The following is a 25,335-nucleotide window of genomic DNA, read 5'->3' on the forward strand; positions in this document are numbered from 1 at the left end:
CCGTCAGCTCTCCCAGAACTCCGGCCGCGCCTCGCTGAGCGCGCCGCCGATGCGCACCGGCGCGATGCGGGCCGCGAGCCCGTTGGCGTCGACCTCGACGGCGAGCCCGGACAGCGTGCCGACGCCCTCCGCGGGCTCGAAGCGGCCGGACGGCAGCTTGCGCAGGAACCGCTGGACCGGCTCGTCCTTCTTCATGCCGAGCACGCTGTCGTAGTCGCCGCACATGCCGGCATCCGACATGTAGGCGGTGCCGCCGGGCAGGATGCGGTGGTCGGAGGTCGGCGTGTGGGTGTGCGTGCCGATCACGAGCGTGGCGCGGCCGTCCACGAAGTGCCCGAAGGCCTGCTTCTCGCTGGTGGCCTCGGCGTGGAAGTCGACCACCACCGCGTCGGCGGCGGCGCCCAGCGGGCAGGCCTCCAGTTCGGCGTCGGCGGAGCGGAACGGATCGTCGAGCGCCGTCCCCATGAACACGTTGCCCATGACGTTGACCACCAGCACGCGCGCGCCGTTCCGCGCCTCGACGAGCTGGGCGCCGCGGCCGGGCGTGCCTCGGGGGAAATTGACAGGACGCACCAGCCGGTCGGCGCGCTCGGAAAACACCAGCGCCTCGCGCTGGTCGAACGCATGGTTGCCGAGCGTGACGGCGTCGCAGCCGGCGTCCAGAAGCTCGTGGTAGATCGCCTCGGTGATGCCGAAGCCGCCGGCGGCGTTCTCGCCGTTGATGACGACCACGTCGAGCGCCCAGCGCTCCCTGAGGCCCGGCAGGCGCTCGATGACGGCGGCGCGGCCGGCGCGGCCGACGACGTCGCCCAGAAACAGAAGTCGCATCACGGATCCCGGATCATGACGAAGCGCGCCGGCCGCTTTCGGGCCGACGCGCCTCACTATCCGAGCCTGACGGCGCCGTCACCGCCGGAAAACGGCGAAGACGCTTGCGATCAACGCGCGATCGCCTGCCCCGTTGCGGTGACGTCGCGCTTCGCGCCGCGCACGGTGTTGGCGCAACCGGCCATCGTCACGGTGAAGGCGAGAACGGATGCGAGGGCGATAAGACGACGCGCCATGGCGGACACTCCAAAGATAGCGATACCGGCCCCGTTGGCGCGGCGGACCATCAACGCGCGACGGGCCGACATGGTTTCGCCACCACGCCGTCAGACGAACGCCGCGTAGCCGGCCTCCGTTAGCACGCCGTCGAGCTTCTGGTCGTAGGCGTCGGTCGGAACGCGCGCGATCTCCTGGGCCGCGAAGGCGAGGCCGATCGCGGTGGTGGGGCGTAGCGTGCGCAGGTTTTCGAGCGTGCGGTCGTAGAAGCCGCCGCCGTAGCCGAGCCGGAAGCCCCGGGCGTCGAAGGCGGCGAGCGGCGCGAACAGCAGGTCGGGCTCGACCTCGGCCGCGCCCTCCCCCGGCTCCAGCAGGCCGAAGCGTTTCGTCTCCAGCGGCTCGCCGGGCGACCAGGCGCGGAAGACGAGCGGCGCCTCCTTGCGCGCGATGACCGGCAGGCAGAGCGGGATGCCCATGGCGTGGAGCCGGTCCATCAGCGGCGCGGTCGCGATCTCGCCGCGGATCGCGACGAAGACGGAGACGCGGGACGGCTTCAGCCGCGCGACGAGGTCGGCGCCGGCTTCGGCGACCGCCGCGCCTGCACGGATGCGGTCGGCCTCGGAGATCGCCGACCGGCGCTCCAGAACCTCGCGCCGCAGCGCCGCCTTGAGGGCGGCGGCGTCGTGCGGCGGAACGGTCGTGTCGGTCATGCGGAGAAGAAGCGCGGAGCCACGATGGCCGTTGGAGGTAAGATCCCGGGACACCTACTATGTAGGTGGGCCCCGTGCCGCCAAGTCCACGGACGAGGCGGGGAACAGGTCCCGTTCGAGATCGTAAGGGCCCGGGGATTCAAGTTTCCTGACGCACCCCGCAGCACCGCATGACCAATGTAGGCGAGCGGAGGCAAAAGCGCCAGTGTCCTCAGCGCGGCGGCAGGCCGAGCGACGCGCGAAAGTCGTTGATCGGGATCGAAGGATACGAGAGCTCGCCCACCGGCGCGAAGCGCTTTGGTCGCGGGGGTCGCATGGCCAAGGCCAGATCAGGAGGCGGCGGGAGCACCCCCACGACCCGGACTCTTGGCGGAAGAACCAAGTTACGCGTGTCAAAGGACGTCGATTCCAAGCGAACGGCGTCAAGGGTGAGCGTCTTGACCAACCGCGCCGCACCGTCGAAGTCGTGCGGTTTATATCGCCGGTCAATTGTTTCGTAATGACGGGGCGCTTGTTCGACGAAACCGATCGCCGCGACACAGCCATCAGACACTGTGAAGTATGCGATTGTTGTATCCGGCTGGAATTCCGCAGAGCTTTTCAATCGATATTCAGCCAACACACTATCGAGCTGGAAAGAGCGGAACATTTTCAAGCGGCCGGTGGGCTCGAACTGATCACCGAGACCTTCCTGACCGCCGAATGCCGCTGCAAGCGGGCGCCAACGATCGTCAACGTCCTTGCTGACCGTTCCGCTCCCGCCGGTGACCATGACGCTGAGGACGACGTCGCCATACGGGGCGCAGCTTCGGCATACGATGAACGTCAGCCCACGATGTCCCGGGGAGAACCGGACTCGCGGATCGCTCGACCCAAGCCGGTACTCGCGCATTTGGCCATCTGCGAGGATCCGGCCGTATCGGTAACCGCCGCCCGCGCCAATGCAGGCCAACGTCTCGGCGTGGGCCGGTCCGATCAGAACCGCCGCACAGATCAGCGACCGCAGACACTGAGCGAGCCGTATTCGCAGCCGCACTACTCCCGCCGCACCCCGTCCGACAGCTCCTCCGCCAAGCGCTCCAGGCGTTCGGCGGCGGCGGCGATCTCGTTGGCGACGTCGGCGTGGCGGCCGTCCCAGGCGGCGCCGGCGTCGGCGCGCTCGGCCTTCAACGCGGCGATCTCGGCCTCGAGCTCGGCATGGCGCTTGGCGGCCGCGTCGAGCTCGTCGGCGATCATGATCGCCGTCATCACCGAGAGGCGCACGTCGCCGACCTCGCCGAAGGAGCGCTTGAGCCCGGAATGGCGCTCGTCGACCAGCCGGCCGAGCGCCAGCAGGTGCTCCTCCTCGCCCTCGCCGCAGGCCATCTTGTAGTCGCGGCCGCCGATCGTGACGGTGACCTGGGGCATCGCTCAGCCCTCCGCTTCGGCGAGCACCGCGGAGACGGCCGCGATCGCCGCGTCGACGCGGGCGGCGAGCTCGCGATCGCCTTCGTTCGCGGCCTCGGCGCGGGCGGCGGCCTCGTCGAGCAGGCCGGCGAGCCGGAGACGGTCGTCCGCGAAGACGTTCAGCTCCTCCTCGCGGGCGCGGGCGGCGTCGGCGGCGTCGAGCGCGCGGCCGACCGCGGCCTCCGCCGCGTCGAGGGCCGCGTCCAGTCGCTTCAGCGCCACGTCGAGATCGCTCACCCGGAACGCCCCCATCTTCCGAGCCTTGAACGCCATGACGCCGGCGACGGAAACCGACGTCGTGGCAAGGCGTTGCAGGACCGACTTTAAGAGACCCGTCGAAAACGCGTCAATCGTGCGGAGCGCGCCGTCCACCGCGCTCTGCCCGCGACCTGCGGAACGGCTCCGCTCGGCGCGCGTATTGACATGACGGGGCGCCCCTTTAAACGTCCCGGCGACCCTGCGGCCGGCCGCGGCGCTCTTGGAGCTCGGGCGCTCCTGCCCCGACGCCGCCGGCCGCCCCGAACTCCGCGCGCGGCCCCGGCCGCGCAGACAGGACTGGACGTCTCCATGACCGACGCGAACGCCACCCGCCGGCTCGCCAACGCCATCCGCGCGCTTGCGATGGACGCGGTGGAGAAGGCCAATTCCGGCCATCCCGGCATGCCCATGGGCATGGCGGACGTCGCGACTGTGCTGTTCACCAAGGTGCTGAAGTACGACGCCTCGGCGCCGTTCTGGCCCGACCGTGACCGCTTCATCCTCTCCGCCGGCCACGGCTCGATGCTGCTCTACGCGCTGCTGCATCTGACCGGCTCGAAGGAGATGACGATCGACGAGCTGAAGCGCTTCCGGCAGGTCGGCTCGCGCACGCCGGGTCACCCGGAGCGCGGCCACACCGAGAGCGTTGAGACGACCACCGGCCCCCTCGGCGCCGGCATCTCCAACGCCGTCGGCCTCGCGCTCGCGGAGCGCATCCTCGCGGCGCAGTACCCCACCATCACCGACCACCGCACCTTCGCGATCTGCTCCGACGGCGACCTGATGGAGGGCGTCAGCCAGGAGGCGATCGCGATCGCCGGCCACTACAAGCTGTCGCGGCTGGTGTTCCTCTACGACGACAACTCGATCTCGATCGACGGCGACACCTCGCTGTCGGACTCGGTCGACCAGATCAAGCGCTTCGAGGCCTGCGGCTGGAACGCCGTCCGCATCGACGGGCACGACCCGGAGGCGATCGAGGCCGCGCTGAAGGCGACCGAGAACGCCGACAAGCCGACGCTGATCGCCTGCAAGACCGTGATTGGCTTCGGCGCGCCGAAGAAGGCCGGCACCGAGAAGGCGCACGGCTCGCCGCTCGGCGCGGAAGAGATCGCGGGCGCCCGCAAGGCGCTGGGCTGGGACTACCCGCCGTTCGAGATCCCCGAGGACGTGCGCTCCGCCTGGGCGGAGGCCGGCCTGCGCGGCCGCGCCGCGCGCAAGGAGTGGGAGAGCCGGTTCGAGGCGATCGAGCCCGCGGTGCGCGACGACTACGAGCGCCGCCTGCACGGCGACCTGCCGGCGGACTTCGCCGCGATCATGACGGCCTACCGCGCCAAGCTCTACGCCGCCCCGAAGGAGGTTGCGACCCGCAAGGCCGGCGAGGCCGCGCTCGAGGTGGTGTCGACCGCCCTGCCCGAGCTGGTCTCGGGCTCGGCCGACCTGACGCCCTCCAACAACACGCTCACCAAGAACATGACCGTCATCCGCCCCGGCGAGTACGGCGGCACGTTCATGCACTGGGGCATCCGCGAACACGGCATGGCCGGCGCGATCAACGGCCTCGCGATCCACGGCGGACTGCTGCCGGTCGGCTCGACCTTCCTTGTGTTCTCGGACTACTGCCGCCCGTCGCTCCGGCTCGCGGCGCTGATGGGCCTGCGCGTGGTGCAGGTGTTCACGCACGACTCCATCGGCGTCGGCGAGGACGGCCCGACCCATCAGCCGGTCGAGCACCTGGCTTCGCTCCGCGCCATCCCGAACCTCAACGTGTTCCGCCCCTGCGACCAGATCGAGACCGCCGAGGCCTGGGAGCTCGCGGTCTCGTCCAAGACGCGGCCGAGCGTCCTGGCGCTCACCCGCCAGAACCTGCCGCAGCTCCGGCTTGAAGAGACGGCCGAGAACCTTTCGGCGAAGGGCGCCTACGAGCTCGCCGCCGCGGACGGCCCGGCCAAGGTCAGCCTGTTCGCGACCGGCTCCGAGGTCAGCCTCGCGATCGAGGCGAAGGCGAAACTCGACGCCGCGGGCCTGCCGACCCGCGTGGTCTCGGCCCCCTGCCTCGACCTGTTCTTCGACCAGCCCGGCTCCTATCGCGCCGAAGTGATCGGCACGGCTCCGGTGAAGATCGCGATCGAGGCCGCCATCCGGCAGGGCTGGGACGCGATCATCGGCTCGGACGGCGGGTTCGTCGGCATGTCGAGCTTCGGCGAGAGCGGCCCCTACAAGGAGGTCTACGCCAAGTTCGGGATCACGGTCGACGGCGTCACCGAACTCGCGACCCGTCTCGCGGCTTCAGCCGCGTGAATGGGCGGCTTCACCAAATCTCAGGCGCTTTTTTCCGCGAGAAGCCCCATATAGAGCGCCCTTGCGCCCGCCGAGCCGTGACGGCCGACGGCGGACGCGCAAGGGACGATGAACGGAACGCTCCGCGCTCAAGCGGGGCCGACAGGCGAGGGAAGACGAGAAAATGGCGGTGAAGGTCGCGATCAACGGCTTCGGGCGCATCGGACGGCTGGTGCTCCGGGCGATCGTCGAGTCCGGGCGCAAGGACATTCAGGTGGTCGCGATCAACGACCTCGGGCCGGTCGAGACCAACGCGCACCTGCTGCGCTACGACTCGGTCCACGGCCGCTTCCCGGCCGAGGTGACCGTCAACGGCGACGTCATCTCCGTCGCCGGCCACGGCGACATCAAGGCGACCGCGATCCGCAACCCGGCCGAGCTGCCGCACGCCGAGCTCGGCGTCGACATCGCGCTCGAATGCACCGGCATCTTCACCTCGAAGGAGAAGGCTTCGGCCCACCTCCAGGCGGGGGCCAAGCGCGTCATCATCTCGGCCCCCGGCGACGGCGTCGACCTGACGGTTGTGTTCGGCGTCAACGACGACAAGCTGACGAAGGACCACATCGTGGTCTCGAACGCGTCGTGCACCACCAACTGCCTCGCCCCGGTCGCCAAGGTGCTGAACGACGCCATCGGCATCGAGCACGGCTTCATGACGACGATCCACTCCTACACGGGCGACCAGCCGACGCTCGACACCATGCACAAGGACCTCTACCGCGCCCGCGCGGCGGCCCTCAGCATGATCCCGACCTCGACCGGCGCCGCCAAGGCCGTCGGCCTCGTGCTGCCGGAGCTGAAGGGCAAGCTCGACGGCGTCTCGGTGCGCGTGCCGACCCCGAACGTGTCGGTGATCGACTTCAAGTTCGTCGCCAAGCGCGCGACCTCGGTGCAGGAGGTCAACGACGCGGTGAAGGCCGCGGCCGCCGGCAAGCTCAAGGGCATCCTCGACGTGGTCGACGCGCCGCTGGTCTCCTCCGACTTCAACCACAACCCGCACTCGTCGAGCTTCGCGCTCGACCAGACCAAGGTGCTCGAGGGCACCTTCGTGCGCGTCCTGAGCTGGTACGACAACGAGTGGGGCTTCTCGTCCCGCATGTCGGACACGGCCGTGGCGATCGCGAAGCTGCTCTGACCGCGACCGAGGACAGCTTCCTGCCGGCGCGCCCGCTGACGGCGCGCTGGCGCAGCCTCGAGGGCGACGGCCTCGATCACGTGGTCGTCGCGCCCGAGGACGGGCGTGTCGTGTTCCGCGGCGCCGTGATCGGCGCGCGCGGCGGCGCGCCCTACGGCGTGTACTACCGCATCGACTGCGACGCCGGCTGGCGCGTGCGCGAACTCGCCCTGGGCTCGGTCGACGGGCGCGGGCTGCACCTCGTCTCGGACGGCCGCGGCCATTGGGCGAACGGCGTCGGCGAGCCCCTCCCCCAGTTCGACGGCTGCCTCGACGTCGACCTCGCCGGCACGCCGCTGACCAACACGCTGCCGATCCGCCGCCGGGCGTGGACGCCGGGCGAGACCGCAGAACTGCGGATGGTCTACGTGCCCTTCGATAGCTACGTTCCGGCGGTCGACGGGCAGATCTACACCTGCCTTGAGCCCGGCCGCCGCTTCCACTACCAAGCGGCGGACCGCAGCTTCGAAGCCGTCCTTTCGATCGATTCCGACGGCCTCGTGACCGACTACCCAGGCCTCTTCACTCGGGTGATCTGAATGACCGCCTTCAAGACCCTCGACGACGTGGACGTCGCCGGCAAGCGCGTGCTGGTGCGTGTGGACCTGAACGTGCCGATGGACGGAGGGACCGTCACCGACGACACCCGGCTCCGCGCCATCAGGCCGACGCTGACCGAGCTGTCGCAGAAGGGCGCGAAGACGATCCTGCTCGCCCATTTCGGCCGCCCGAAGGGCAAGCGCGACGAGAGCCAGTCGCTCCGGCCGGTTGTCGCGGCGCTTGAGAAGACGCTGATCCAGGACGTGGGCTTCGCCGAGGACTGCGTCGGCGAGGCGGCGGCCGCGGCGGTCGCGCGCATGACGCCGGGCGACGTGCTGCTGCTGGAGAACGTGCGCTTCCACGCCGGCGAGGAGAAGAACGATCCGGCCTTCGCGGCCGAACTCGCGAAGCTCGGCGACATCTACGTCAACGACGCCTTCTCGGCCGCGCACCGCGCCCACGCCTCGACCGAGGGGATCGCCCGGCTGCTGCCGGCCTACGCGGGCCGCTCCATGCAGGCCGAGCTCGACGCGCTGTCGAAGGCGCTGGGCAACCCCGAACGCCCGGTGGTCGCGGTCGTCGGCGGCGCCAAGGTCTCGACCAAGCTCGACCTGCTCGGCAACCTCGTGGCCAAGGTCGACCACCTCGTGATCGGCGGCGGCATGGCGAACACCTTCCTTGCGGCGCAGGGGATCGATGTCGGCAAGTCGCTGTGCGAGCGCGACCTGCTCGACACCGCGCGCGAGATCGAGGCCAAGGCCAAGGCCGCGGGCTGCGCCATCGTGCTGTCCGCCGACGGACGGCTGGCGAAGGAGTTCAAGGCCAACGCCGCGAACCGCGTCGCTCCGGTCACGGACGTCGCCGCCGACGAGATGATCCTCGACATCGGGCCGGCGGGCGTCGAAGGCGTCGCGAATGTGCTGGAGCAGGCCAAGACGCTGGTGTGGAACGGCCCGTTCGGCGCGTTCGAGCTGACGCCCTTCGACGAGGGCACGGTCGCCGTGGCGCAAAAGGCCGCGGCGCTGACGGCCGAGGGACGTCTTCTCTCCGTCGCGGGCGGAGGCGATACTGTCGCCGCGCTCAACCACGCTGGCGTCGCCGGCGAGTTCACCTATGTCTCGACCGCCGGCGGCGCGTTCCTCGAATGGCTCGAGGGCAAGGAGCTGCCGGGAGTCGCCGCGCTCAGCGCGACAAGCTGAGCGTTTCGCCTTATATCAACGCCACCCGCGAACCGAACTTCGAGAGGCCTATGAACGCTCAGACCAAGATCGCCCCCGCGACCCACTCGCTCATCACGCCGCGGGTCAAGGAAATCCTGTCCTGGTACGAGAGCGACAACCCCGGCACCAAGGGCAACCTCTACCGCCTGCTGATGACGGGGCGCCTCGCCGGCACCGGCAAGCTGGTGATCCTCCCCGTCGACCAGGGCTTCGAGCACGGCCCGGCGCGCTCCTTCGCGCCGAACCCGGCGGGCTATGACCCCCACTACCACTACCAGCTCGCGATCGACGCCGGCCTCAACGCCTACGCCGCCCCGCTCGGCATGCTGGAGGCGGGCGCCGACACCTTCGCCGGCCAGATCCCGACCATCCTCAAGATGAACAGCGCGAACTCGCTGTCGCGCCTCAACGAGGACGCCGACCAGGCCGTCACCGCCTCGGTCGCGGACGCCGTCCGCCTCGGCTGCTCGGCGATCGGCTTCACGATCTATCCGGGCTCGGACGCGGCCTACGACCAGTTCGAGGAGATCCGCGAGCTCGCGGCGGAGGCGAAGTCGGTCGGCCTCGCCGTGGTCGTGTGGTCCTACGCCCGCGGCGGTTCGCTGACGAAGAAGGGCGAGACGGCCGCGGACGTCATCGCCTACGCCGCCCACATCGCGGCGCTGCTCGGCGCGCACATCATCAAGGTGAAGCCGCCGACCGACCACCTCGAGCTCGACGCCGCGAAGAAGGCCTACGACAAGGCCAAGATCCCGGTCTCGACCCTCACCGAGCGCATCCAGGACGTGGTGAAGAGCTGCTTCGGCGGCCGCCGCATCGTGATCTTCTCCGGCGGCGAGACCAAGAACGACACCGCCGCGCTCCTCTCGGAGATCAGCCAGATCGCGGCCGGCGGCGGCTTCGGCTCGATCATGGGCCGGAACGCCTTCCAGCGTCCGCGCGACGAGGCGATCGACCTGCTCGGCAAGATCATCGACATCTACAAGGCGGCGTGATCCGCCATCGGCCGGGCGCTTCGCTCCGGCCCTGACGACGACCGGAACCGCCGCGCCGCTTCTGTCGCGCGGCGGTTTTGCGTTCCGCCCCCGCGCTTCGGGACGGCGGGCCGCCGCCCCGTTTTCGCCAAAGCCCGGCGCCACAAGCGCACGCTCTTCTCCCGCGAGCCCACGCCCGATGACCGACGACGCTTCCGCCCCACGCCTGATGCTCGTGACGCCGGAGCTCGCCGAGACCGAGGCCTTCCTGCCGGTCCTTGAGGCCGCGCTCGCGGCCGGTGACGTCGCGGCCGTCGCGATCCGGCTCGCCCCCGCCGACGACCGCGCCCGCATCGCGCGGGCGAAGCCGCTGATCGCGGCCGCGCAGGGCGCCGGCGCCGCCGCGCTGATCGCCGGAGAGGGCGTCGAGGACATCGTGGGCAAGTCCGGCGCGGACGGCGTACATGTGGTCGGCGAGGTCGCGACCGCCGAGGCCGTCGAGCGCTTCCAGCCCGAGAAGATCGTCGGCGCCGCCGTGTCCCGTTCGCGCGACGAAGCCATGACCGCCGGCGAGCGCGGCGCCGATTACGTGCTGTTCGGCATGGCCGAGAACGGCGCGGCCTGGTCGGCGGAACAGACGCTGGAGCGCGTCGCGTGGTGGGTCCCGATCTTCGAAACTCCCTGCGTCGGCTTCGCCGGTTCGCTCGACGACGTCGCGGCGCTCGCCGCGACCGGCGTCGAGTTCGTCGGGCTGGGCGACGCGGTGTGGCGCCACGAGGCCGGCCCGGCCGCGGCCGTCGCCGCCGCCCACGCCGCGATCTCGCTCGCGCGGGCGCCGACGCCGTGAAGCGGCTGGCCGCAGCGCTGGCCGCGGCAGCCATCGTCTGCGGCGGCGCGCAGGGGCAGACGCGGCCGAACGAGCGCGATCCGAAGCTGCCGGTGCCGAGCTTCAAGGACATGATGATCCTGACGCCGGACGGCGCCGGCGATCCCACGCGCCACGCCGCGCCGCCCCCGCCGAAGGCGCCCGGGCCCGAGGCGGCCGCGGCCGTCGACCCCAACGCCGATCTCCCCTACGGGGCCTATCAGCGCGGCCATTACATCGAGGCCCGGTCGCAGGCGCTGAAGCTCGCGGAGGGCGCCCGGCTCAACAGCGCCGCCATGACCCTGCTCGGCGAGCTCTACGCCAAGGGCCAGGGCGTGCGCCGCGACATGCCCCAGGCGATGGCCTGGTACGAGCGCGCCGCCGATCTCGGCGACCCGCAGGCGATGCTCGCGCTCGGCCTGATCCATGTGAACGGCGACGGCGTCCCAAAGAACGTCGCGCGCGCGATCGAGGAGTTCGAGCGCGCCGGCGAGCTCGGCCAGCCGGCCGCCCTCTACAATCTCGGCCTGCTGCGCCTGCAGGCCGGCGACGCGCGGGCCGCGGCCAAGGCGTTCGCGAAGGCCGCCGAGATCGGCGAACCGGACGCCCAATACGCCTACGCCGTGCTGCTGAGGGAAGGCCGCGGCGTCCCCGCCGATCCGGCGGCGGCGGCCAGCTGGCTCGCCAAGGCCGCGGCGCAGGACCAGATCGCCGCGATGGTCGAATACGCGATCGCGCTGTTCCGGGGCGTCGACGTCGAGAAGAACGAACTGGAGGCCGCGCGCCTGTTCCGCCGCGCAGCCGACCGCGGCAACGCCATCGGCCAGAACCGGCTCGCCCGGCTCTACGCCTATGGCCGCGGCGTCGGGCGCGATCCCGTGCGCGCCGCGGCCTGGCACCGGCTCGCGAGCGATCAGGGGCTGGTCGACACCTGGCTCGAAGGCTTCGTGCAGACCCTGCCCGAGGCCCAGCGGACCGAGGCCGCGGCGCTGGCGCGATCCTGGGCCACGCCGTTCGGACCGATCCCGGAGGCGGAAGCCGCCGGCGCGCGCACGATGGCCGCCCCGAAACCTTGACGCCGCGCCCGGCCGGGGGCAAACGAGCGCGACCCTTTTTCAAGCCGCGCCGCGAAGCGCCGGCCTTCGCGCGAAAGACCGACCCATGAAGATCAACGGAAACCAGATCACCCCCGGCATGGTCCTCGAGCACCAGGGCGGGCTCTGGGCCGCGGTGAAGACCAACGCCGTGAAGCCCGGCAAGGGCGGCGCCTTCAACCAGGTCGAGATGAAGAACCTGATCGACGGCCGCAAGCTCAACGAGCGCTTCCGCGCCGACGAGACCGTCGAGCGCGTCCGCCTCGAGCAGAAGGACTTCCAGTTCCTCTACGCCGAGGGCGACGACCTGGTGTTCATGGACACCGACACCTACGAGCAGATCACGCTTGCGACCGACTTCATCGGCGAGCGCGCTGCCTTTTTGCAGGACGGCATGACGGTGACCGTGGAGATGCACGAGGAGCGCCCGATCGGCGTGAAGCTGCCGGATCAGGTGACGCTCGAGATCGTCGAGGCCGATCCGGTGGTGAAGGGCCAGACCGCCGCGTCCTCCTATAAGCCGGCCAAGCTCGAGAACGGCCTGCGCGTGATGGTGCCGCCCTTCATCGCGTCCGGCGAGCGCATCGTGGTCGACACCAACGAGGTCACCTACCTCCGCCGCGCGGACTGAGAGGAGCCTTCCGACCGCGCCGTCATCCCGGCCGTGGCGGCGCGAGCCGCGCAGAGCCGGGCCCCTCGGCGGGTTGGAGCGCTCTTCCCGCGCACGATCCCGGCTCTCCGCTTCGCTCCGGCCGGGATGACGGCTTGACCGACCTACCCGCGTCTCCCTCCGGGCGGCGCCGACCCTGAAAGCGAACTTTCCAATGGCCCGCTCGCCCGTCCTCAACGTCATGGTCCAGGCCGTCATGAAGGCCGGCCGCGCCATGCGTCGCGACTTCGGCGAGGTCGAGCAGCTTCAGGTCTCGGCCAAGGGCCCGGGCGACTTCGTCACCGCCGCCGACCGCAAGGCCGAGGAGACGCTGTTCGCGGAGCTCTCCCGCGTGCGGCCGGGCTACGGCTTCGTGATGGAGGAGCGCGGCGAGGTCGCCGGCACCGATCCGGACCACCGCTGGATCGTCGATCCGCTCGACGGCACCACGAACTTCCTGCACGGCATCCCGATGTTCGCCATCTCGGTCGGGCTGGAGCGCGCGGGCCAGCTCGTCGCAGGCGTGATCTTCAACCCGATCACCGACGAGCTCTACACCGCCGAGCGCGGCGGCGGCGCCTATCTCAACGACCGCCGTCTCCGGGTCGCGGCGCGGCGCGACATCGTCGACGCGGTGATCGCCTGCGGCGTGCCGCATCTCGGCCGCCCGGCCCACGACCTGTTCCGCGAGGAGCTCGGCCGCGTCCAGGGCCGCGTCTCCGGCATCCGGCGCTTCGGCGCGGCCTCGCTCGACCTCGCCTATGTCGCCTCCGGCCGGCTCGACGGCTTCTGGGAGCGCGACCTGAAGAGCTGGGATCTCGCCGCCGGCATCCTGCTGGTGCGCGAGGCGGGCGGCTTCGTCAGCGACGCGGCTGGCGGCGACGCCATGCTCGCGCGCGGTTCGGTCGTCTGCGGCAACGAGGCGATCCACGGCCAGCTTCTGAAGCTCGTAAAGGGCTGAAACATCGCCCCACCGTGGTTCCTACGCACTTTTTGAGCGTCGGGAACCGTGGTCTATGGTTGCGCAACAAAGCGCAACCGCCGGGCGGCCTGTCGATGTCCCTGTCCGAACTCGACCCTTACAAGCTGTCCTCGCCGCGGGTGTTCCTGCTCCGCATGGTGATCTTCCTCGCGCTCGCGGGCTTCGTGGGCCTGATCCTGCACGACCAGATCGGGAAGGCGTTTCTGGCGAACGCCGGGCTCAACGGCCTGATCTTCGCGGTGCTGATCATCGGCATCCTGCTCGCATTCCGGCAGGTGATCCGGCTGTTCCCCGAGGTGCGCTGGGTCAACGGATTCCGCATGTCGGAGCCGGGCCTCGCGCTCCGCGACCAGCCGAAGCTGCTCGCGCCCATGGCGAGCCTGCTCGGCGACCGCGTCGGCAACGCGCCGATCGGCACCAACCTGATGCGCTCGATCCTCGATTCGATCGCGACCCGCCTCGATGAGGCGCGCGAGATCGGGCGCTACCTCACCGGCCTGCTGGTGTTTCTCGGCCTGCTCGGCACCTTCTGGGGCCTGCTGGAGACCGTCGGCTCGATCTCAGGCGTGATCTCGTCGCTCGGCGGAAGCGGCACGCAGGACACCGGCGTGCTGTTCGAGGAGCTGAAGAACGGCCTCGCCGGCCCGCTCGCCGGCATGGGCACCTCGTTCTCCGCCTCGCTGTTCGGCCTCGCCGGCTCGCTGATCCTCGGCTTCCTCGACCTCCAGGCTGGGCAGGCCCAGAATCGCTTCCACAACGAGCTCGAGGACTGGCTTGCGGCCGCCGTGGCTGTGGCCGACGCGGACGCGCGCGACGGCGTCTTTGGCCCGCCCGCCCCCTCTGTGGTCGACCAGGCCGGACGCGGCGAGGTCGCGGCCGCGCTCGACCGGCTCGCCAAGACCATGGCCGAGCAGGGCGGCGGCGGCTCCGGCAAGGCGGCGGCGCAGGCGACCGCCCACCTCGCCGAAGGCATTCAGGGCCTCGTCAAGCACATGCGCTCCGAACAGCAGATGATCCGCGACTGGGTCGAGACCCAGTCCAACCAGCAGGAGGCGATCCGCGACCTGCTGGAGAAGCTGCTCACGGAGCGCTCCCGCGGCGAAAGCGAGCGGGCGCAGCCGTGACGGCGGGAGCCTCGCCATGGCTCTGAGCGCGCGGCGGCGCTACCGCCCGGTCGACTACTGGCCGGGCTTCGTCGACGCGCTGTCGACGCTGCTGCTCGTCATCATCTTCCTGCTGACCGTGTTCATGGTCGCGCAGTTCCTGCTCGGCCGGGAAGTGTCGGGCAAGGACACCGCGCTGCAGCGGCTGAACGCGCAGATCGCGGAGCTTACCGAACTGCTGGCGCTGGAGCGCTCCACCGGGCGCGCGTCGAAGGACGAGGCCGCCTCGCTGATGGCGAGCCTGCAGGCCGCCGAGAGCGAGCGCGACCGCCTCCGCGCCGAGGCGCAGTCCGGCGCGAGCCGGGCGGACGCCGCCGGCGGGCAGGTCGCGGAGCTGCAGGGCTCGCTCGAGCGCGAGCGCGACCTCTCCGCCCGCGCCCGCAGCCAGGTCGAACTGCTGAACCAGCAGATCTCTGCGCTGCGCCGCCAGATCGCCGCGCTCGAAGACGCGCTCAACGCCTCCGAGAACCGGGACCGCGAAAGCCAGGCCAAGATCGCCGATCTCGGCTCGCGCCTGAACGTGGCGCTGGCGCAGCGCGTGCAGGAGCTGGCGCGCTACCGCTCCGACTTCTTCGGACGGCTGCGGCAGATCCTGGCCGACCGGCCGGACGTGCGCGTGGTCGGCGACCGGTTCGTGTTCCAGTCCGAGGTGCTGTTCGACGTCGGCCAGGCGCAGCTCAACGACGCGGCGAAGCCCGAGCTCGACAAGCTCGCGTCCGCGCTCAACGAGCTGAACCGGGACATCCCCGGCGACATCAACTGGGTGATGCGCGTCGACGGCCACACCGACATCCGCCCGACGCGGGGCGCCTATCCTTCGAACTGGCTGCTGTCCTCCGCGCGGGCGATCGCGGTTGTCGAATATCTCGTCTCGAAGGGCGTGCCGCCCCAGCGCCTGCTCGCCGCCGGCTTCGGTGAGTTCCAGCCGCTCGACACGGCCACGACCGAAGACGCCTACCGCCGGAACCGCCGCATCGAGCTCAAGCTGACGGAGCGCTGAGGGCTCCCGACGTCTCCACCGTCGCCGCCCTCCCCAGGCGCACACTCCGGCCGCGCCCGGCAAGCCTTTGCGAGCGCGCTTCCCTTGTCGCGACGCCCGGAGCCGCCGCTCCCGCAGCCCCCCCCCCCCCCCCGGACGACGCGGCAGATTAGAAACGCGTCGACACCCGCATGCCCGCGTTCCCGCGTTCCCCGAGAACACCGCGAGCCTGACGACGGAAGCCGGCGCGCGCTCCGGCACCGCTCCCGTCGATGTTGAACTACTTCAATTATAAATTAGATCCTCACCTACAACTATAATTAGATAACTTCCAAGTTAATTGTGGCTTATAAAGCACATTTTTAATTCCTAAAAATACAAAACTACTTAAAATCATTGCTCATGATTTGCTAAATATTCAAATTTATCGCCTCTCAAAGACTTATGGCGAAGCAAAATACACAACTTTTGCTTGCCGAAGAGCCAAGGCGACACTCATGCACAGACGTCTTCTTGCGTTGATGGCGGGATCCGCCGTCGCGACGCTTCTGACCGCCTCCGGTTCGGCCAGCGCCCAGGTCGCGCAAGAGGAGGCCACGCCGCTCGAACCGCTCTCCGTCATCGGAAGCAGCGGGGGCGCTGCGGCCAACGCCACCACGATCGACGCCACGGCCGTTCAGACCTACGGCCGCAACAAGATCGACGACGTCCTTCGCGCGACGCCGGGCGTGTTCACACGGCAGAACGCCCAGCAGCCGGGGGTGGCGGTCAACATCCGCGGCTTCGAGGGTTCGGGGCGCGTGAACATGATGATCGACGGCGTCCGCCAGAGTTTCCGGTTCACGGGACACGAGGCTGCGGGCTTCACCTATGTCGACCCGAACCTTCTGGCCGGGATCGACATCATGCGCGGCGAGGTGACAACGACGGGCGGCGGCGCGCTCGCGGGCTCGGTGAACTTCCGCACGCTCGACGTCGACGACATCCTCCTGCCCGGCAAGGCCTATGGCGGACTCGGCAGGCTGAGCTGGGGCAGCAACGGCGTCGACTTCTCGGAGATGGCCGCCGCCGGCGTCCGCACCGACAGGGTCGACTTCGCCGGCGCGATCAGCCGCCGGCAGTCCGACGACTACAAGGACGGCGACGGCGAGAAGGTCGCCGGCACGTCGCAGGACCTGCTCTCGGGCCTTGTCAAGGCGAAGGTCCGGATCGGCGACGATCAGGAGCTCTCTCTCGGCGGCGTCTTCTACGACAACGACTTCTTCGCCAACTCCTACGACCAGACCGTCAAGAACAACACCTTGTCCGTAAAATACCGGTACAATCCGGACAGCCCCCTGATCGACCTGACCAGCAGCATCTTCTACAACAACCTGAAGATGCACTACACGGGCGGGACGGGGAGCGCTGTCGGCCGCAAGATCGAGGATGAGGGGATCGGCTTCAATTTCTCGAACGTCTCGCTGTTCGATCTCGGCGACGTCGGCGTCCGGACCGCCAACGGCGTCGAGTATTTCCACGACCAGGTGACGTCCGAGGATGGCGGCGTCAATCCCGCCGACGGTAAGAGCTCCACGGGCGGCGCATTCACCGAGACGACGTTCCGCTACGGCATGTTCGACCTCACGGGCGGCCTGAGATACGGCTTTTACTCGCTCGAGGGCAGCGGAACGCCGAACGACACGTATGGCTCGTTCAACGTCGACAAGTCGGAGGGCAGTTTCGACCCCAAGATCACGCTCGCGGTCAACGTCACGCCGTGGCTGCAGCCCTATGTGACCTGGGGGCGGTCCATGCGCGCCCCGACCACGCAGGAGACGATGCTGGGCGGCAGCCACCCAGGCTCCGTGTCAGGCGTCTACGTGCCGAACCCAGACCTCGATTCCGAAACCTCGCAAGGCTGGGAGTTCGGCGCCAACCTCAACCGTGGCGGCGTGTTCCGCGCCGACGACGTCTTCACCGCGCGCGCGAACTACTTCGTCAAGAACGTCAAGAACTACATCGCTGCGTACTTCAACGCCTCGGAGCGCGGCTTCCAGTTCGTCAACGTCGACGGAACCACTAAGGTCAAGGGCTTTGAACTGGAGGCGCGGTACGACATCGGCGTGGCCTTCGCCAGCGTCGGCTACACGCACATGTCGTCCGACCTTCCCAGCCAGATGCCCGGACTGGGCGCGAGCCAGTACATGCCGGACGACGTCCTCACCCTTGAGGGCGGAGCCCGCTTCCTCGAACGGAAGCTGACGGTCGGCGGACGCTACAGCTACGTTTCGGAGGGATTGGTCGCGAACGCCGGCAGCGCCGGAGCCACGGCGGCCAGGGGCGGCGATCCGTACCGCCTGGTCGACGTCTACGCCAGCTACGCCCACTCCGAGAACCTGACCGTGAGCGGAAAGGTGTCGAACCTGTTCGACAAGCAATACACGCCGTTCCTCAGCACGACCGGGGCCGGCCAGGGCCGCACCTTCTACCTGACGACCCAGCTCCGGTTCTGAACGGCGGGGCGCCCCGACCGCGGGACGCGGGCTCTCCGGGGTCCTGCGTCCCGCCCCGGCCGGAAGCCGTCAGAACGTCTTGCGGAGGAAGAACCGTTCGCGGCCGCGGGGGTGGCCGGAGATGGAGCCGAAGACCTCGAAGCCGAGCTTCTCGTAGAAGCCGCGCGCCTGGAAATCGAAGGTGTCGAGCCAGATCCCGGCGCAGCCGCGGGCGCGAGCCTCCCGCTCGGCGCGGTCGAGAAGGGCGCGCCCGAAGCCAGCGCCTCGCAAGCGCTCCGGCACCACCAGCAGCTCCACATAGAGCCAGTCGAAGCTCGTGCGGCCCCACAGGCCCCCGACCGTCCCGGCGGTCTCGGGGTCGCGCAGCAGCACGGCGAGCGGCCGGGCGCCCGAAGGACCGACCGTCGCGTCGTTGAAGGCGATCAGCTCGCGCAGGATGGCGTCGCGGTCCTCCGCGCCGGCCGCGTCGGTCAGGACGAGGTCGGGCGTCACGCCTCAGCCCGCCGCGACGCGCAGCGCCTCGTCGACGCGGCCGAACTGCAGTTCGGCGAGCCGGGCGTAGAGGCCGCGGCGGGCGACGAGCTCCGCATGGGTCCCCTCCTCCACGACCGCGCCGTCCTCGATCACCACGATGCGGTCGGCTGCGAGCACGGTCGCGAGGCGATGCGCGATGACGAGGGTGGCGCGGCGCGCGCCGCGCACGGCGAGCGCCTGCTGAACCAGCGTCTCGCTCTCGGCGTCGAGCGCGGATGTCGCCTCGTCGAGCAGCAGCACGGGGGCGTCGCGCAGCAGCGCGCGGGCGAGCGCGATGCGCTGCCGCTGGCCGCCCGACAGCGTGACCCCGCGTTCGCCGAGCAGCGTGTCGTAGCCCTGCGGCAGCGCGGCGATGAAGGCGTGCGCGCCGGCCTCGCGCGCCGCCGCCTCGACCTCGTCGTCGGTCGCGGCCTGTCGGCCGAGGCGGACGTTCTCGCGCGCGGTCGCGGCGAACACCACCGGGTCCTGCGGCACCAAGGCGAGCCGCGCCCGCACATCCTCGAGCGTCGCGGCGCGGATGTCGACGCCGTCGAGCGTCACCCGGCCCGCGGTCGGATCGTAGAAGCGCAGCGCGAGGTTGATCAGCGTGCTCTTGCCGGCGCCGGAGGGGCCGACGATCGCCACCGTCTCGCCGGGCCGCACCCGGAACGACACGTCCCGCAGCACCGCCCGCTCCGGCGCGCCGGGATAGGCGAAGCCGACGCTCTCGAAGGCCAGTTCGCCGCGCGGCGGCTCGGGCAACCGCACGGGCGAGGCTGGGTCGGTCACGCCGGGCCGGACCTCCAGAAGCTCGTTCAGACGCTCGGCCGAGCCTGAGGCCTGGGACAGCTCGCCCCAGACGTTGGACAGCTCGCCGATCGCGCCCGCCGCGAACACGGCGTAGAGCACGAACTGGCCGAGCGTGCCCGGCGTCATCGTTCCCGCAAGCACCCCGGTCGCGCCGTACCACAGCACCGCGACCACGCTCGCGAAGATCAGGAAGATCGCGATCGCGGTCAGAACCGCGCGCGCGCCGATCGAGCGCTCGGCGGCGGCGTAGGCGTCCTCGACCGCGGCGCGGAAGCGGCCGGCCACCCGCGCCTCGGCGTTGACGGCCTGGACGCTGCGCATCGCGCCGATGGTCTCGCCGGCGAGCGCCGAGGCTTCCGCCAGCGTGTCCTGGGCCGCTCGCGAACGGCGGCGCACCGAGCGGCCGAAGCCGACCAGCGGCAGCACGATCACGGGGATCGCGAGCAGCACCATCGCGGAGAGCTTGGGGCTCGTCACCGCCATCATCGCCGCGGCGCCGAGGAACAGGAACAAGTTGCGCAGCGCCTGGCTCGCCGTCGCGCCGAACATCGCCTTGATCTGGGTCGTGTCGGCGGTGAGTCGCGAGACCAGCTCGCCCGAACGGGCGCTGTCGTAGAACTCGGCCGACAGCGTGGTGAGCCGTGTGAACACCGCGTCGCGCAGGTCGGCGACGACCCGCTCGCCGAGCGTGGTCACGAACCAGTAGCGGGCGGCGCTCGCGACCGCGAGCACGGCGACGACCGCGAGCATGGTCCCGAAATACCAGTCGACCATGCCGGGATGCTCGGCCGAGAAGCCGAAGTCGATCACCCGGCGCACCGCGACGGGAATCGCGAGCGTCGCCGCGGCGGACGCGACCAGCGCCACGAAGGCGCCGAGCATGCGGCCCTTGTGGCGGAGCGCGAACGGGCGGAGCGCTGCGAGCGGGCGGAGCGAACGCGAACTCCGATCCCCCTCCCGCTCAGTGGATCGGCGGCGGGCCATCGCTGGGCATCTTTGTTGTTGTTCTAATCGTCATGCGCGCGCTTTATGCCGCGCGGAGCGCGCATCCGACAACCCCGACCTCCGCGGCCCAACCGCACGGCCCTGTTGTTCCGGCCAGCGCTTTGGGTTATAGGCTGCGCCCTCACGCGAATTCAGACCGTTAGACGCCGCCTTCCGGCCGAGCGTCAGCCGAAGACGATAGGCCTCGCCATGAAGACCGACATCCATCCGGACTACCACACGATCAAGGTCGTCATGACCGACGGCACCGAGTACCTGACCAAGTCGACCTACGGCAAGGAAGGCGACTCGCTGCAGCTCGACATCGACCCGAAGACGCATCCGGCGTGGACGGGCGGCTCGACCCAGCTCACCGACCGCGGCGGCCGCCTCTCGCGCTTCAACAAGAAGTTCGCGAACTTCGGCATCTCGTCCAAGAACTGATCGGCGCACCGCCGGTCCACACTACTCCGGAAGCCTCGACCGCGCGGTCGGGGCTTCCGTCGTTTCAGCCCCTCGAAAGAGGCCGTCGCTTGCCGAGAACGCTGACGCTTTCCCTCGCCGCGCTCGCCGCCGTGGCGGTCGTGATGTTCGGCTGGTCGTATTTCGACCGCGCGACCACCCCCGGCGCCCGGCCGGGCCTCTCCGGCGAGGCGCGCGCGGCCTTCATACGCGCCGCCAACGACGCCTGCGTCACCGCCCAGACCGGCGCGCCGGAGAACGTCTCGCTGAAGCCCGAGGCGATCGCCCGCTTCTGCCGCTGCTATGGCGAGACGCTGGCCGACTCCATGTCGCCGGCCGACATCGAGCGCCTGGCGAAGCTCAGCCGCGAGGAGATCGTGGCGGCGCAGGAGGAGAACGCAGGCGAGGCGTTCCAGTCCTGCTCCGAGCAGGTGGAGCGCGACGCGGGCCGCCCGTCCGGCGCGTCGCGCTAACCCTTCCTTGACCATCGCCGCGTTATGTCTCGGCGATGGCGAGCGAACCCACCCCAGCGGCGTCCGAGCCGGCCGGTTCGCGCGCCGAGGGCTGGCGCGCCGGCCTGACCGTGCGCTTCGCGGCGCTGATCGGCGTGTTCGCGCTCGGCCTCGCGGGCGTCCTGATCGCGACCTCGGCCTATGACGTGCGCGCCTCCGGGCAGGAGCGGGCCGAGCGCGCGGCGATCGTCGCCTCGCTCGCCTTCCAGAACGCGATCGCGCGCGGCGACGCGCCGGACGCGGCCCTGACCGCCCTGCGCGGCGAGCACGGCGCGGCCTACGCCACCCTGCAGGATCGAACCGCGACGACACCCACGGACGGCGCGGTCGCCGCGATCACCCGCGACGACGACATGGTCCGGCTCGCGCAGCCGGTCGACCTGCCCGATGGTTCGCGCGCCGAGCTCCGGGTCGGCGTCTCGCTAGCGCACGCCGGCCAGGAAGTCGCGCGCATCGTCGCCGCCGGCATGATCGGGACCCTCGGCTTTCTCATCCTGACGATGCCGGCCGTCGTGCTGCTGTTCAACCGCACGACACGGCCGCTGCGCCAGCTCGCGCGCGCCGTCACCTGCATGGGCGCCTCGGACGCCGATCTGACGGCCGCCGCGGATCGCGCCGACGAGATCGGCGCGCTCGCCCGGGCGCATCTCGCCGTGACGCGGCAGTTGCTGGCCACCAACGACGTCGTCCGCCGCCTCACCTTCGCCGACACGCTGACGCGGCTGCCGAACCGCGAGGCGCTGCGGGAGCGCATCGCGACAGGGCTGCAGATCGGCGAGACGGCGGCGCTGCTGAAGATCGGCGTGTTCGGGATCGACCGGGTCGGCGCGGGCCTCGGCCAGACGGCCGCCGACGCCGCGGTGCTGGGCGTCGCGGAGCGACTACGCGAGGTTCTGGCCGCCTGGGGCCGCAACGGGCCTCCGAGCAAGGCGCTGTGGGGCGACCGTGCGGCCGTGCTGGCGCGCACCGGCGAGGCCGAGTTCGCCCTCCTCGTCGAACGCGCGGCTCCGGAAGCCGGCGACGAACTGGCCATGCGCGCGCTCGCGGCGTTCGAAACGCCGCTGACGGTCGACGATCACCAGTTCACGCTCGGGCTGGCGGTCGGCGTGGCCTTCGCGCCCGCGAACGGCGACGAGGCGCGCGAGCTCATGCGCAGCGCCTCGACCGCGCTCGCGAGCGCCCTCGCGGGCGGCCCGCAGACGGTCCGTCGCGCCGGCCTCGCCCTCACCGACGACGCCTACGGACGACTGAGGATCGAGCAGGAGCTGGCCCGGGCGATCTCGAACGGCGAGCTGGAGCTGCACTACCAGCCGCAGATCGAGCTGCGCGGCGGCCGCGTCGTGGGGGCCGAGGCGCTGGTGCGCTGGCGCCATCCGACCCGCGGTCTGGTGCCGCCGGACAAGTTCGTGCCCGTCGCCGAGGAATGCGGCCTGATGGAGAGCCTCGGCCGCTTCGTCATCGAACAGGCGAGCCGGCAGGCCGCGGCGTGGCGGGAGCTCGGGCTCGACATGCGCGTCGCCGTCAACGTGTCGGCGCTGCAGTTCCGCAACCCGCGCTTCGCGGAGCAGACGCTCGCGCTGGTGCGCGGCGTGGGGTGCGACCCCGCCCTGATCGAGCTCGAGATCACCGAGAGCGTCGCGATGTCCGACAGCCTGCACGCCGCGCGCGAGCTCGCGCCGCTCAGGGCGGCGGGCGTCCGGATCGCGATCGACGATTTCGGCACCGGTTACTCGAACCTCGCCTCGCTGACCGCGCTGCCGTTCGACGTGCTCAAGATCGACCGCGCCTTCGTGCGCGACGCGATCGAGAAGCGGAACGCGCAGGTGGTGGTCGCGGCCGTGCTCGGCCTCGCCGCGAGCCTCGGAGTCGAGACGGTGGCGGAAGGCGTCGAGACCGAGGACCAGCGCGCGCTGGTGGCGAGCCACGGCTGCACCTACGGCCAGGGCTACCTGTTCTCCCCCGCCCTTCCCGCCCCCGCCTTCGAAGCCTGGCGCCAGAAGCGCCTGATCGAGGAGCTGCGGGAGCTCAGCCGGCGCGCCGGCGTTCCGGCCGAAGAGGCCTCGGCCAGAGCGGCGACGTGATCCGTCGACGCCACGCGGCCTTAGCTGTAAGCCTCCCTCCGAAGGGTGCGAACGGCCGAGCCCGATCGAAAGGGGCGTGCGGAGGTCGATGAGCGCGAACGTTGAGGACGTCGACGGAGACGCGAGAGCCTACGCCCCGGACGAGGTGAACCCCGAGGGCCTCGCCCACATCGCCGGCCGCATCCGCCGGTCTTTGCGTCCCGGCCCACGCCGGCCCACGCTCGTGATCGTATTTTCCGCCCGGCTGAAGTTTCAGCTCGGAGGGCTCGACTTCGGCGCGACCACGCTCGATCTCGCCGACAGCCGCAATGAGTACTACCTCGTCCGCGTGCTTGCGCTGCGGCGCGGACTGAGCGCGTTCATCGAAGACAACGACTTCCGCACAGTCTGCTGCATTGGCGGCAGCAAGGGCGGCTTCGGCGCGCTCATGACGTCCCGCCTGCTGGCGGAGCAGATGCCGGACCGGACGTTCTCGGCCATGGCCTTCAGCCCGCAGACGCGACTGTGGCCGCAGAACGCGGCGCTGCGCTACCCGACCTATCACCGCTTTCTCGACAGGCTCGGCGAACTCGACATGACGGAACGCCGGCGCGTTCGGCGCTATGCGGACCAGAGTCGGCCGGTCGACCTGCCGAACCTCAGATGGTTCGTGTCCTACGGAACGCTCAACGACGTCGACGCGGCGGAAGCCAAGAGCCTGCGCGGTTCGAGCGTCGTGCTCGACCCGCTGCCGATCAGCTACCACGGCTCGCTGCTGTTCTACATGGCGCAGGGGCTCGACCGCGCAGGGCGGCAGGACATGCTGCGCCGCTTCCGCAAGGCGGCGGACGCCGACGAGGACGTCGCCTTCGTCAACCTGACCGAGGAGGACGACGACATCCTGCGCGAAACCGAAGCCGCGCCGGATCGTCCGCCGTTCATGGACATGGCGCGCTGGGTGATCCGGGGCGCGCACGACCACGACCGTCCTTAGCCCAGGCCTTCACGGACTGCGGGGACGACGCGCCCATCCGACGGTCGAAGCGCTCTCGCCTCGACTCACCCCGCTGTGATATCGCATCGCAGCATGTTATCGTGCGACGCGAGACAACGGAGAGTGGTTGGTTGACGCTACTTGGTCACGGCGCCGGGAATGTTCCGGACCCTCAGGAAGCGCCAGAGTCTCACGAGCCAGGGAGCGTCGACGCCTCAGCGCTTGAGCGGATCGACGCCGACTTGCGCTGGTCGCTGCGGCCCGGGCCCCGCACGCGCGCTCTGGTCATCGTGTTCTCCGCCAAGCGGAAGTTCGAGATGGGCGGGCAGGATTTCGGGGCGACCACCCTCGATCTGTCCGATCGCCGCGACGCCTATTACGCCGTCCGCACCCTCGCCCTGACCCGCGCGCTGCGCGACTTCATCACCGACAACGACTTCCAGTCGGTCTGCTGCCTCGGCTACAGCAAGGGCGGATTCGGTTCGCTCGCGGTCAGCCGCGCGCTCGCGCAGGCGATGCCGGAGCGCACGTTCTCGGCCTTCGCCTTCAGCCCGCAGACGCAGCTCTGGCCGCCGAGCAGGCGGCTTCGCTACCCGACCTACAAAGCGTTTCTGGAAGGCGTCAAGTCCTTGAGCGCGACCGAGCGCCGCCGCACGGAGACGCTCGGCGACCAGACCAAACCGGCCAATCTGCCCAACCTCCGCTGGCTCGTGACCTACGGCGCGCGCAACCCGGTCGACTCCGGCGAGGCGCTCGCCCTGCGGGGCTCGAGCGTGGTGCTCGATCCGCTTCCGGTCAGCTTCCATGTCAGCCTGCTGTTCTACCTCGTCCAGGGCCTCGACCGCGAAGGCGTGACGGCCTACTTCCAGTCGATCCGCCGCTCGGCGCCGTCGTCCGACGAGGACGCCGCCTTCACCCAGCTCTCCGAGAAGGCCGAGCGGACGATCGACGAGATCATGGCCATTCCGCCGCGCCGCACGCTGCCGGAGATCGTCGGCTGGCTGCTGAAGGGCGAATGGCGCGGCGCGTCGGACAGGGCGCAGGCCGCCTGAGCGCGGCGGCGCGCG

25 protein-coding genes and 1 other RNA gene are annotated in these 25,335 nt (G+C 70.4%); 17 read left to right on the forward strand and 9 right to left on the reverse strand.

Features of this window, described 5'->3' with window-relative positions:
• Positions 1-3: 3 nt before the first annotated feature.
• From ACFSCV_RS14605 to ACFSCV_RS14630, 7 genes are all read right to left on the reverse strand, one after another.
• Complete coding sequence (locus ACFSCV_RS14605) at positions 4-828, reverse strand: TIGR00282 family metallophosphoesterase (RefSeq protein WP_378800304.1); 825 nt, start codon at positions 826-828, stop codon at positions 4-6.
• Positions 829-938: 110 nt separating this feature from the next.
• Positions 939-1,064 (reverse strand): EncA/B family entericidin, encoded by a 126-nt coding sequence (locus tag ACFSCV_RS14610; RefSeq protein WP_271199111.1) that lies wholly within the window; start codon positions 1,062-1,064, stop codon positions 939-941.
• A gap of 90 nt (positions 1,065-1,154) precedes the next feature.
• Positions 1,155-1,754, reverse strand: a complete 600-nt coding sequence (locus ACFSCV_RS14615; protein WP_378800305.1) for a 5-formyltetrahydrofolate cyclo-ligase — start codon at positions 1,752-1,754, stop codon at positions 1,155-1,157.
• A 12-nt stretch (positions 1,755-1,766) separates the two neighbouring features.
• A non-coding RNA gene (ssrS, locus tag ACFSCV_RS19195) (6S RNA) lies at positions 1,767-1,924 on the reverse strand.
• Positions 1,925-1,965: 41 nt separating this feature from the next.
• Complete coding sequence (locus tag ACFSCV_RS14620; protein ID WP_378800306.1) at positions 1,966-2,646, reverse strand: hypothetical protein; 681 nt, start codon at positions 2,644-2,646, stop codon at positions 1,966-1,968.
• 143 nt (positions 2,647-2,789) lie between these two features.
• Entirely contained in the window at positions 2,790-3,161 is a 372-nt protein-coding gene (locus tag ACFSCV_RS14625) for a cell division protein ZapA (RefSeq protein WP_378800307.1), read from the reverse strand.
• Between the two features lie 3 nt (positions 3,162-3,164).
• Positions 3,165-3,473, reverse strand: a complete 309-nt coding sequence (locus ACFSCV_RS14630) for a DUF4164 family protein (RefSeq protein WP_378800308.1) — start codon at positions 3,471-3,473, stop codon at positions 3,165-3,167.
• Positions 3,474-3,767: 294 nt separating this feature from the next.
• Here ACFSCV_RS14630 and tkt point away from each other — a divergent pair, with 294 nt between their 5' ends.
• The 12 genes from tkt to ACFSCV_RS14690 all read left to right on the forward strand — a co-directional run bounded on the left by tkt (position 3,768) and on the right by ACFSCV_RS14690 (position 17,933).
• Positions 3,768-5,759 carry a transketolase gene (gene tkt / locus ACFSCV_RS14635; protein ID WP_378800309.1) on the forward strand — a complete coding sequence of 664 codons (1,992 nt, stop codon included), beginning with the start codon at positions 3,768-3,770 and terminating at the stop codon, positions 5,757-5,759.
• 163 nt (positions 5,760-5,922) lie between these two features.
• Entirely contained in the window at positions 5,923-6,933 is a 1,011-nt protein-coding gene (gap, locus tag ACFSCV_RS14640) for a type I glyceraldehyde-3-phosphate dehydrogenase (protein WP_378800310.1), read from the forward strand.
• The gene (locus ACFSCV_RS14645) at positions 6,930-7,511 is read left to right on the forward strand and encodes a putative glycolipid-binding domain-containing protein (RefSeq protein ID WP_378800749.1); all 582 of its coding nucleotides are present in this window, start codon (positions 6,930-6,932) and stop codon (positions 7,509-7,511) included. The genes gap and ACFSCV_RS14645 overlap by 4 nt, the downstream gene beginning before the upstream one ends.
• Positions 7,512-8,711 carry a phosphoglycerate kinase gene (locus ACFSCV_RS14650; protein WP_378800311.1) on the forward strand — a complete coding sequence of 400 codons (1,200 nt, stop codon included), beginning with the start codon at positions 7,512-7,514 and terminating at the stop codon, positions 8,709-8,711.
• 50 nt (positions 8,712-8,761) lie between these two features.
• A complete protein-coding gene (locus ACFSCV_RS14655; RefSeq protein WP_378800312.1) occupies positions 8,762-9,727 on the forward strand; it encodes a class I fructose-bisphosphate aldolase in 966 nt (321 codons plus the stop codon).
• A 178-nt stretch (positions 9,728-9,905) separates the two neighbouring features.
• Positions 9,906-10,553: a thiamine phosphate synthase gene (locus tag ACFSCV_RS14660; protein WP_378800313.1), complete on the forward strand. Its 648-nt coding sequence runs from the start codon at positions 9,906-9,908 to the stop codon at positions 10,551-10,553.
• The gene (locus tag ACFSCV_RS14665) at positions 10,550-11,647 is read left to right on the forward strand and encodes a tetratricopeptide repeat protein (RefSeq protein WP_378800314.1); all 1,098 of its coding nucleotides are present in this window, start codon (positions 10,550-10,552) and stop codon (positions 11,645-11,647) included. The genes ACFSCV_RS14660 and ACFSCV_RS14665 overlap by 4 nt, the downstream gene beginning before the upstream one ends.
• Before the next feature lie 85 nt (positions 11,648-11,732).
• Positions 11,733-12,296 (forward strand): elongation factor P, encoded by a 564-nt coding sequence (gene efp / locus ACFSCV_RS14670; RefSeq protein ID WP_378800315.1) that lies wholly within the window; start codon positions 11,733-11,735, stop codon positions 12,294-12,296.
• Positions 12,297-12,489: 193 nt separating this feature from the next.
• Positions 12,490-13,275 (forward strand): inositol monophosphatase family protein, encoded by a 786-nt coding sequence (locus ACFSCV_RS14675; protein WP_378800316.1) that lies wholly within the window; start codon positions 12,490-12,492, stop codon positions 13,273-13,275.
• A gap of 95 nt (positions 13,276-13,370) precedes the next feature.
• On the forward strand, positions 13,371-14,420 hold the full coding sequence (locus ACFSCV_RS14680) for a flagellar motor protein MotA (protein WP_378800317.1): 1,050 nt from the start codon (positions 13,371-13,373) through the stop codon (positions 14,418-14,420).
• Positions 14,421-14,436: 16 nt separating this feature from the next.
• Positions 14,437-15,459: a peptidoglycan -binding protein gene (locus ACFSCV_RS14685; protein ID WP_378800318.1), complete on the forward strand. Its 1,023-nt coding sequence runs from the start codon at positions 14,437-14,439 to the stop codon at positions 15,457-15,459.
• 476 nt (positions 15,460-15,935) lie between these two features.
• The gene (locus tag ACFSCV_RS14690) at positions 15,936-17,933 is read left to right on the forward strand and encodes a TonB-dependent receptor domain-containing protein (RefSeq protein WP_378800319.1); all 1,998 of its coding nucleotides are present in this window, start codon (positions 15,936-15,938) and stop codon (positions 17,931-17,933) included.
• A 69-nt stretch (positions 17,934-18,002) separates the two neighbouring features.
• Here ACFSCV_RS14690 and ACFSCV_RS14695 read toward each other — a convergent pair whose 3' ends face one another.
• Entirely contained in the window at positions 18,003-18,425 is a 423-nt protein-coding gene (locus ACFSCV_RS14695) for a GNAT family N-acetyltransferase (RefSeq protein WP_378800320.1), read from the reverse strand.
• Positions 18,426-18,428: 3 nt separating this feature from the next.
• Positions 18,429-20,240 carry an ABC transporter transmembrane domain-containing protein gene (locus ACFSCV_RS14700; RefSeq protein WP_378800321.1) on the reverse strand — a complete coding sequence of 604 codons (1,812 nt, stop codon included), beginning with the start codon at positions 20,238-20,240 and terminating at the stop codon, positions 18,429-18,431.
• Positions 20,241-20,450: 210 nt separating this feature from the next.
• Here ACFSCV_RS14700 and rpmE point away from each other — a divergent pair, with 210 nt between their 5' ends.
• The 5 genes from rpmE (at position 20,451) to ACFSCV_RS14725 (ending at position 25,320) form a co-directional block, all read left to right on the forward strand.
• Positions 20,451-20,684 carry a 50S ribosomal protein L31 gene (gene rpmE / locus ACFSCV_RS14705; RefSeq protein ID WP_378800322.1) on the forward strand — a complete coding sequence of 78 codons (234 nt, stop codon included), beginning with the start codon at positions 20,451-20,453 and terminating at the stop codon, positions 20,682-20,684.
• Between the two features lie 89 nt (positions 20,685-20,773).
• Positions 20,774-21,175 carry a hypothetical protein gene (locus tag ACFSCV_RS14710; protein ID WP_378800323.1) on the forward strand — a complete coding sequence of 134 codons (402 nt, stop codon included), beginning with the start codon at positions 20,774-20,776 and terminating at the stop codon, positions 21,173-21,175.
• Between the two features lie 35 nt (positions 21,176-21,210).
• A complete protein-coding gene (locus tag ACFSCV_RS14715; protein ID WP_378800324.1) occupies positions 21,211-23,295 on the forward strand; it encodes a putative bifunctional diguanylate cyclase/phosphodiesterase in 2,085 nt (694 codons plus the stop codon).
• Between the two features lie 88 nt (positions 23,296-23,383).
• Positions 23,384-24,268, forward strand: a complete 885-nt coding sequence (locus tag ACFSCV_RS14720) for a hypothetical protein (protein ID WP_378800325.1) — start codon at positions 23,384-23,386, stop codon at positions 24,266-24,268.
• Between the two features lie 242 nt (positions 24,269-24,510).
• Complete coding sequence (locus ACFSCV_RS14725) at positions 24,511-25,320, forward strand: hypothetical protein (RefSeq protein ID WP_378800326.1); 810 nt, start codon at positions 24,511-24,513, stop codon at positions 25,318-25,320.
• Positions 25,321-25,335: the final 15 nt, after the last annotated feature.

This window comes from Methylopila henanensis, assembly GCF_042681025.1.
GTDB lineage: Bacteria > Pseudomonadota > Alphaproteobacteria > Rhizobiales > Methylopilaceae > Methylopila > Methylopila henanensis.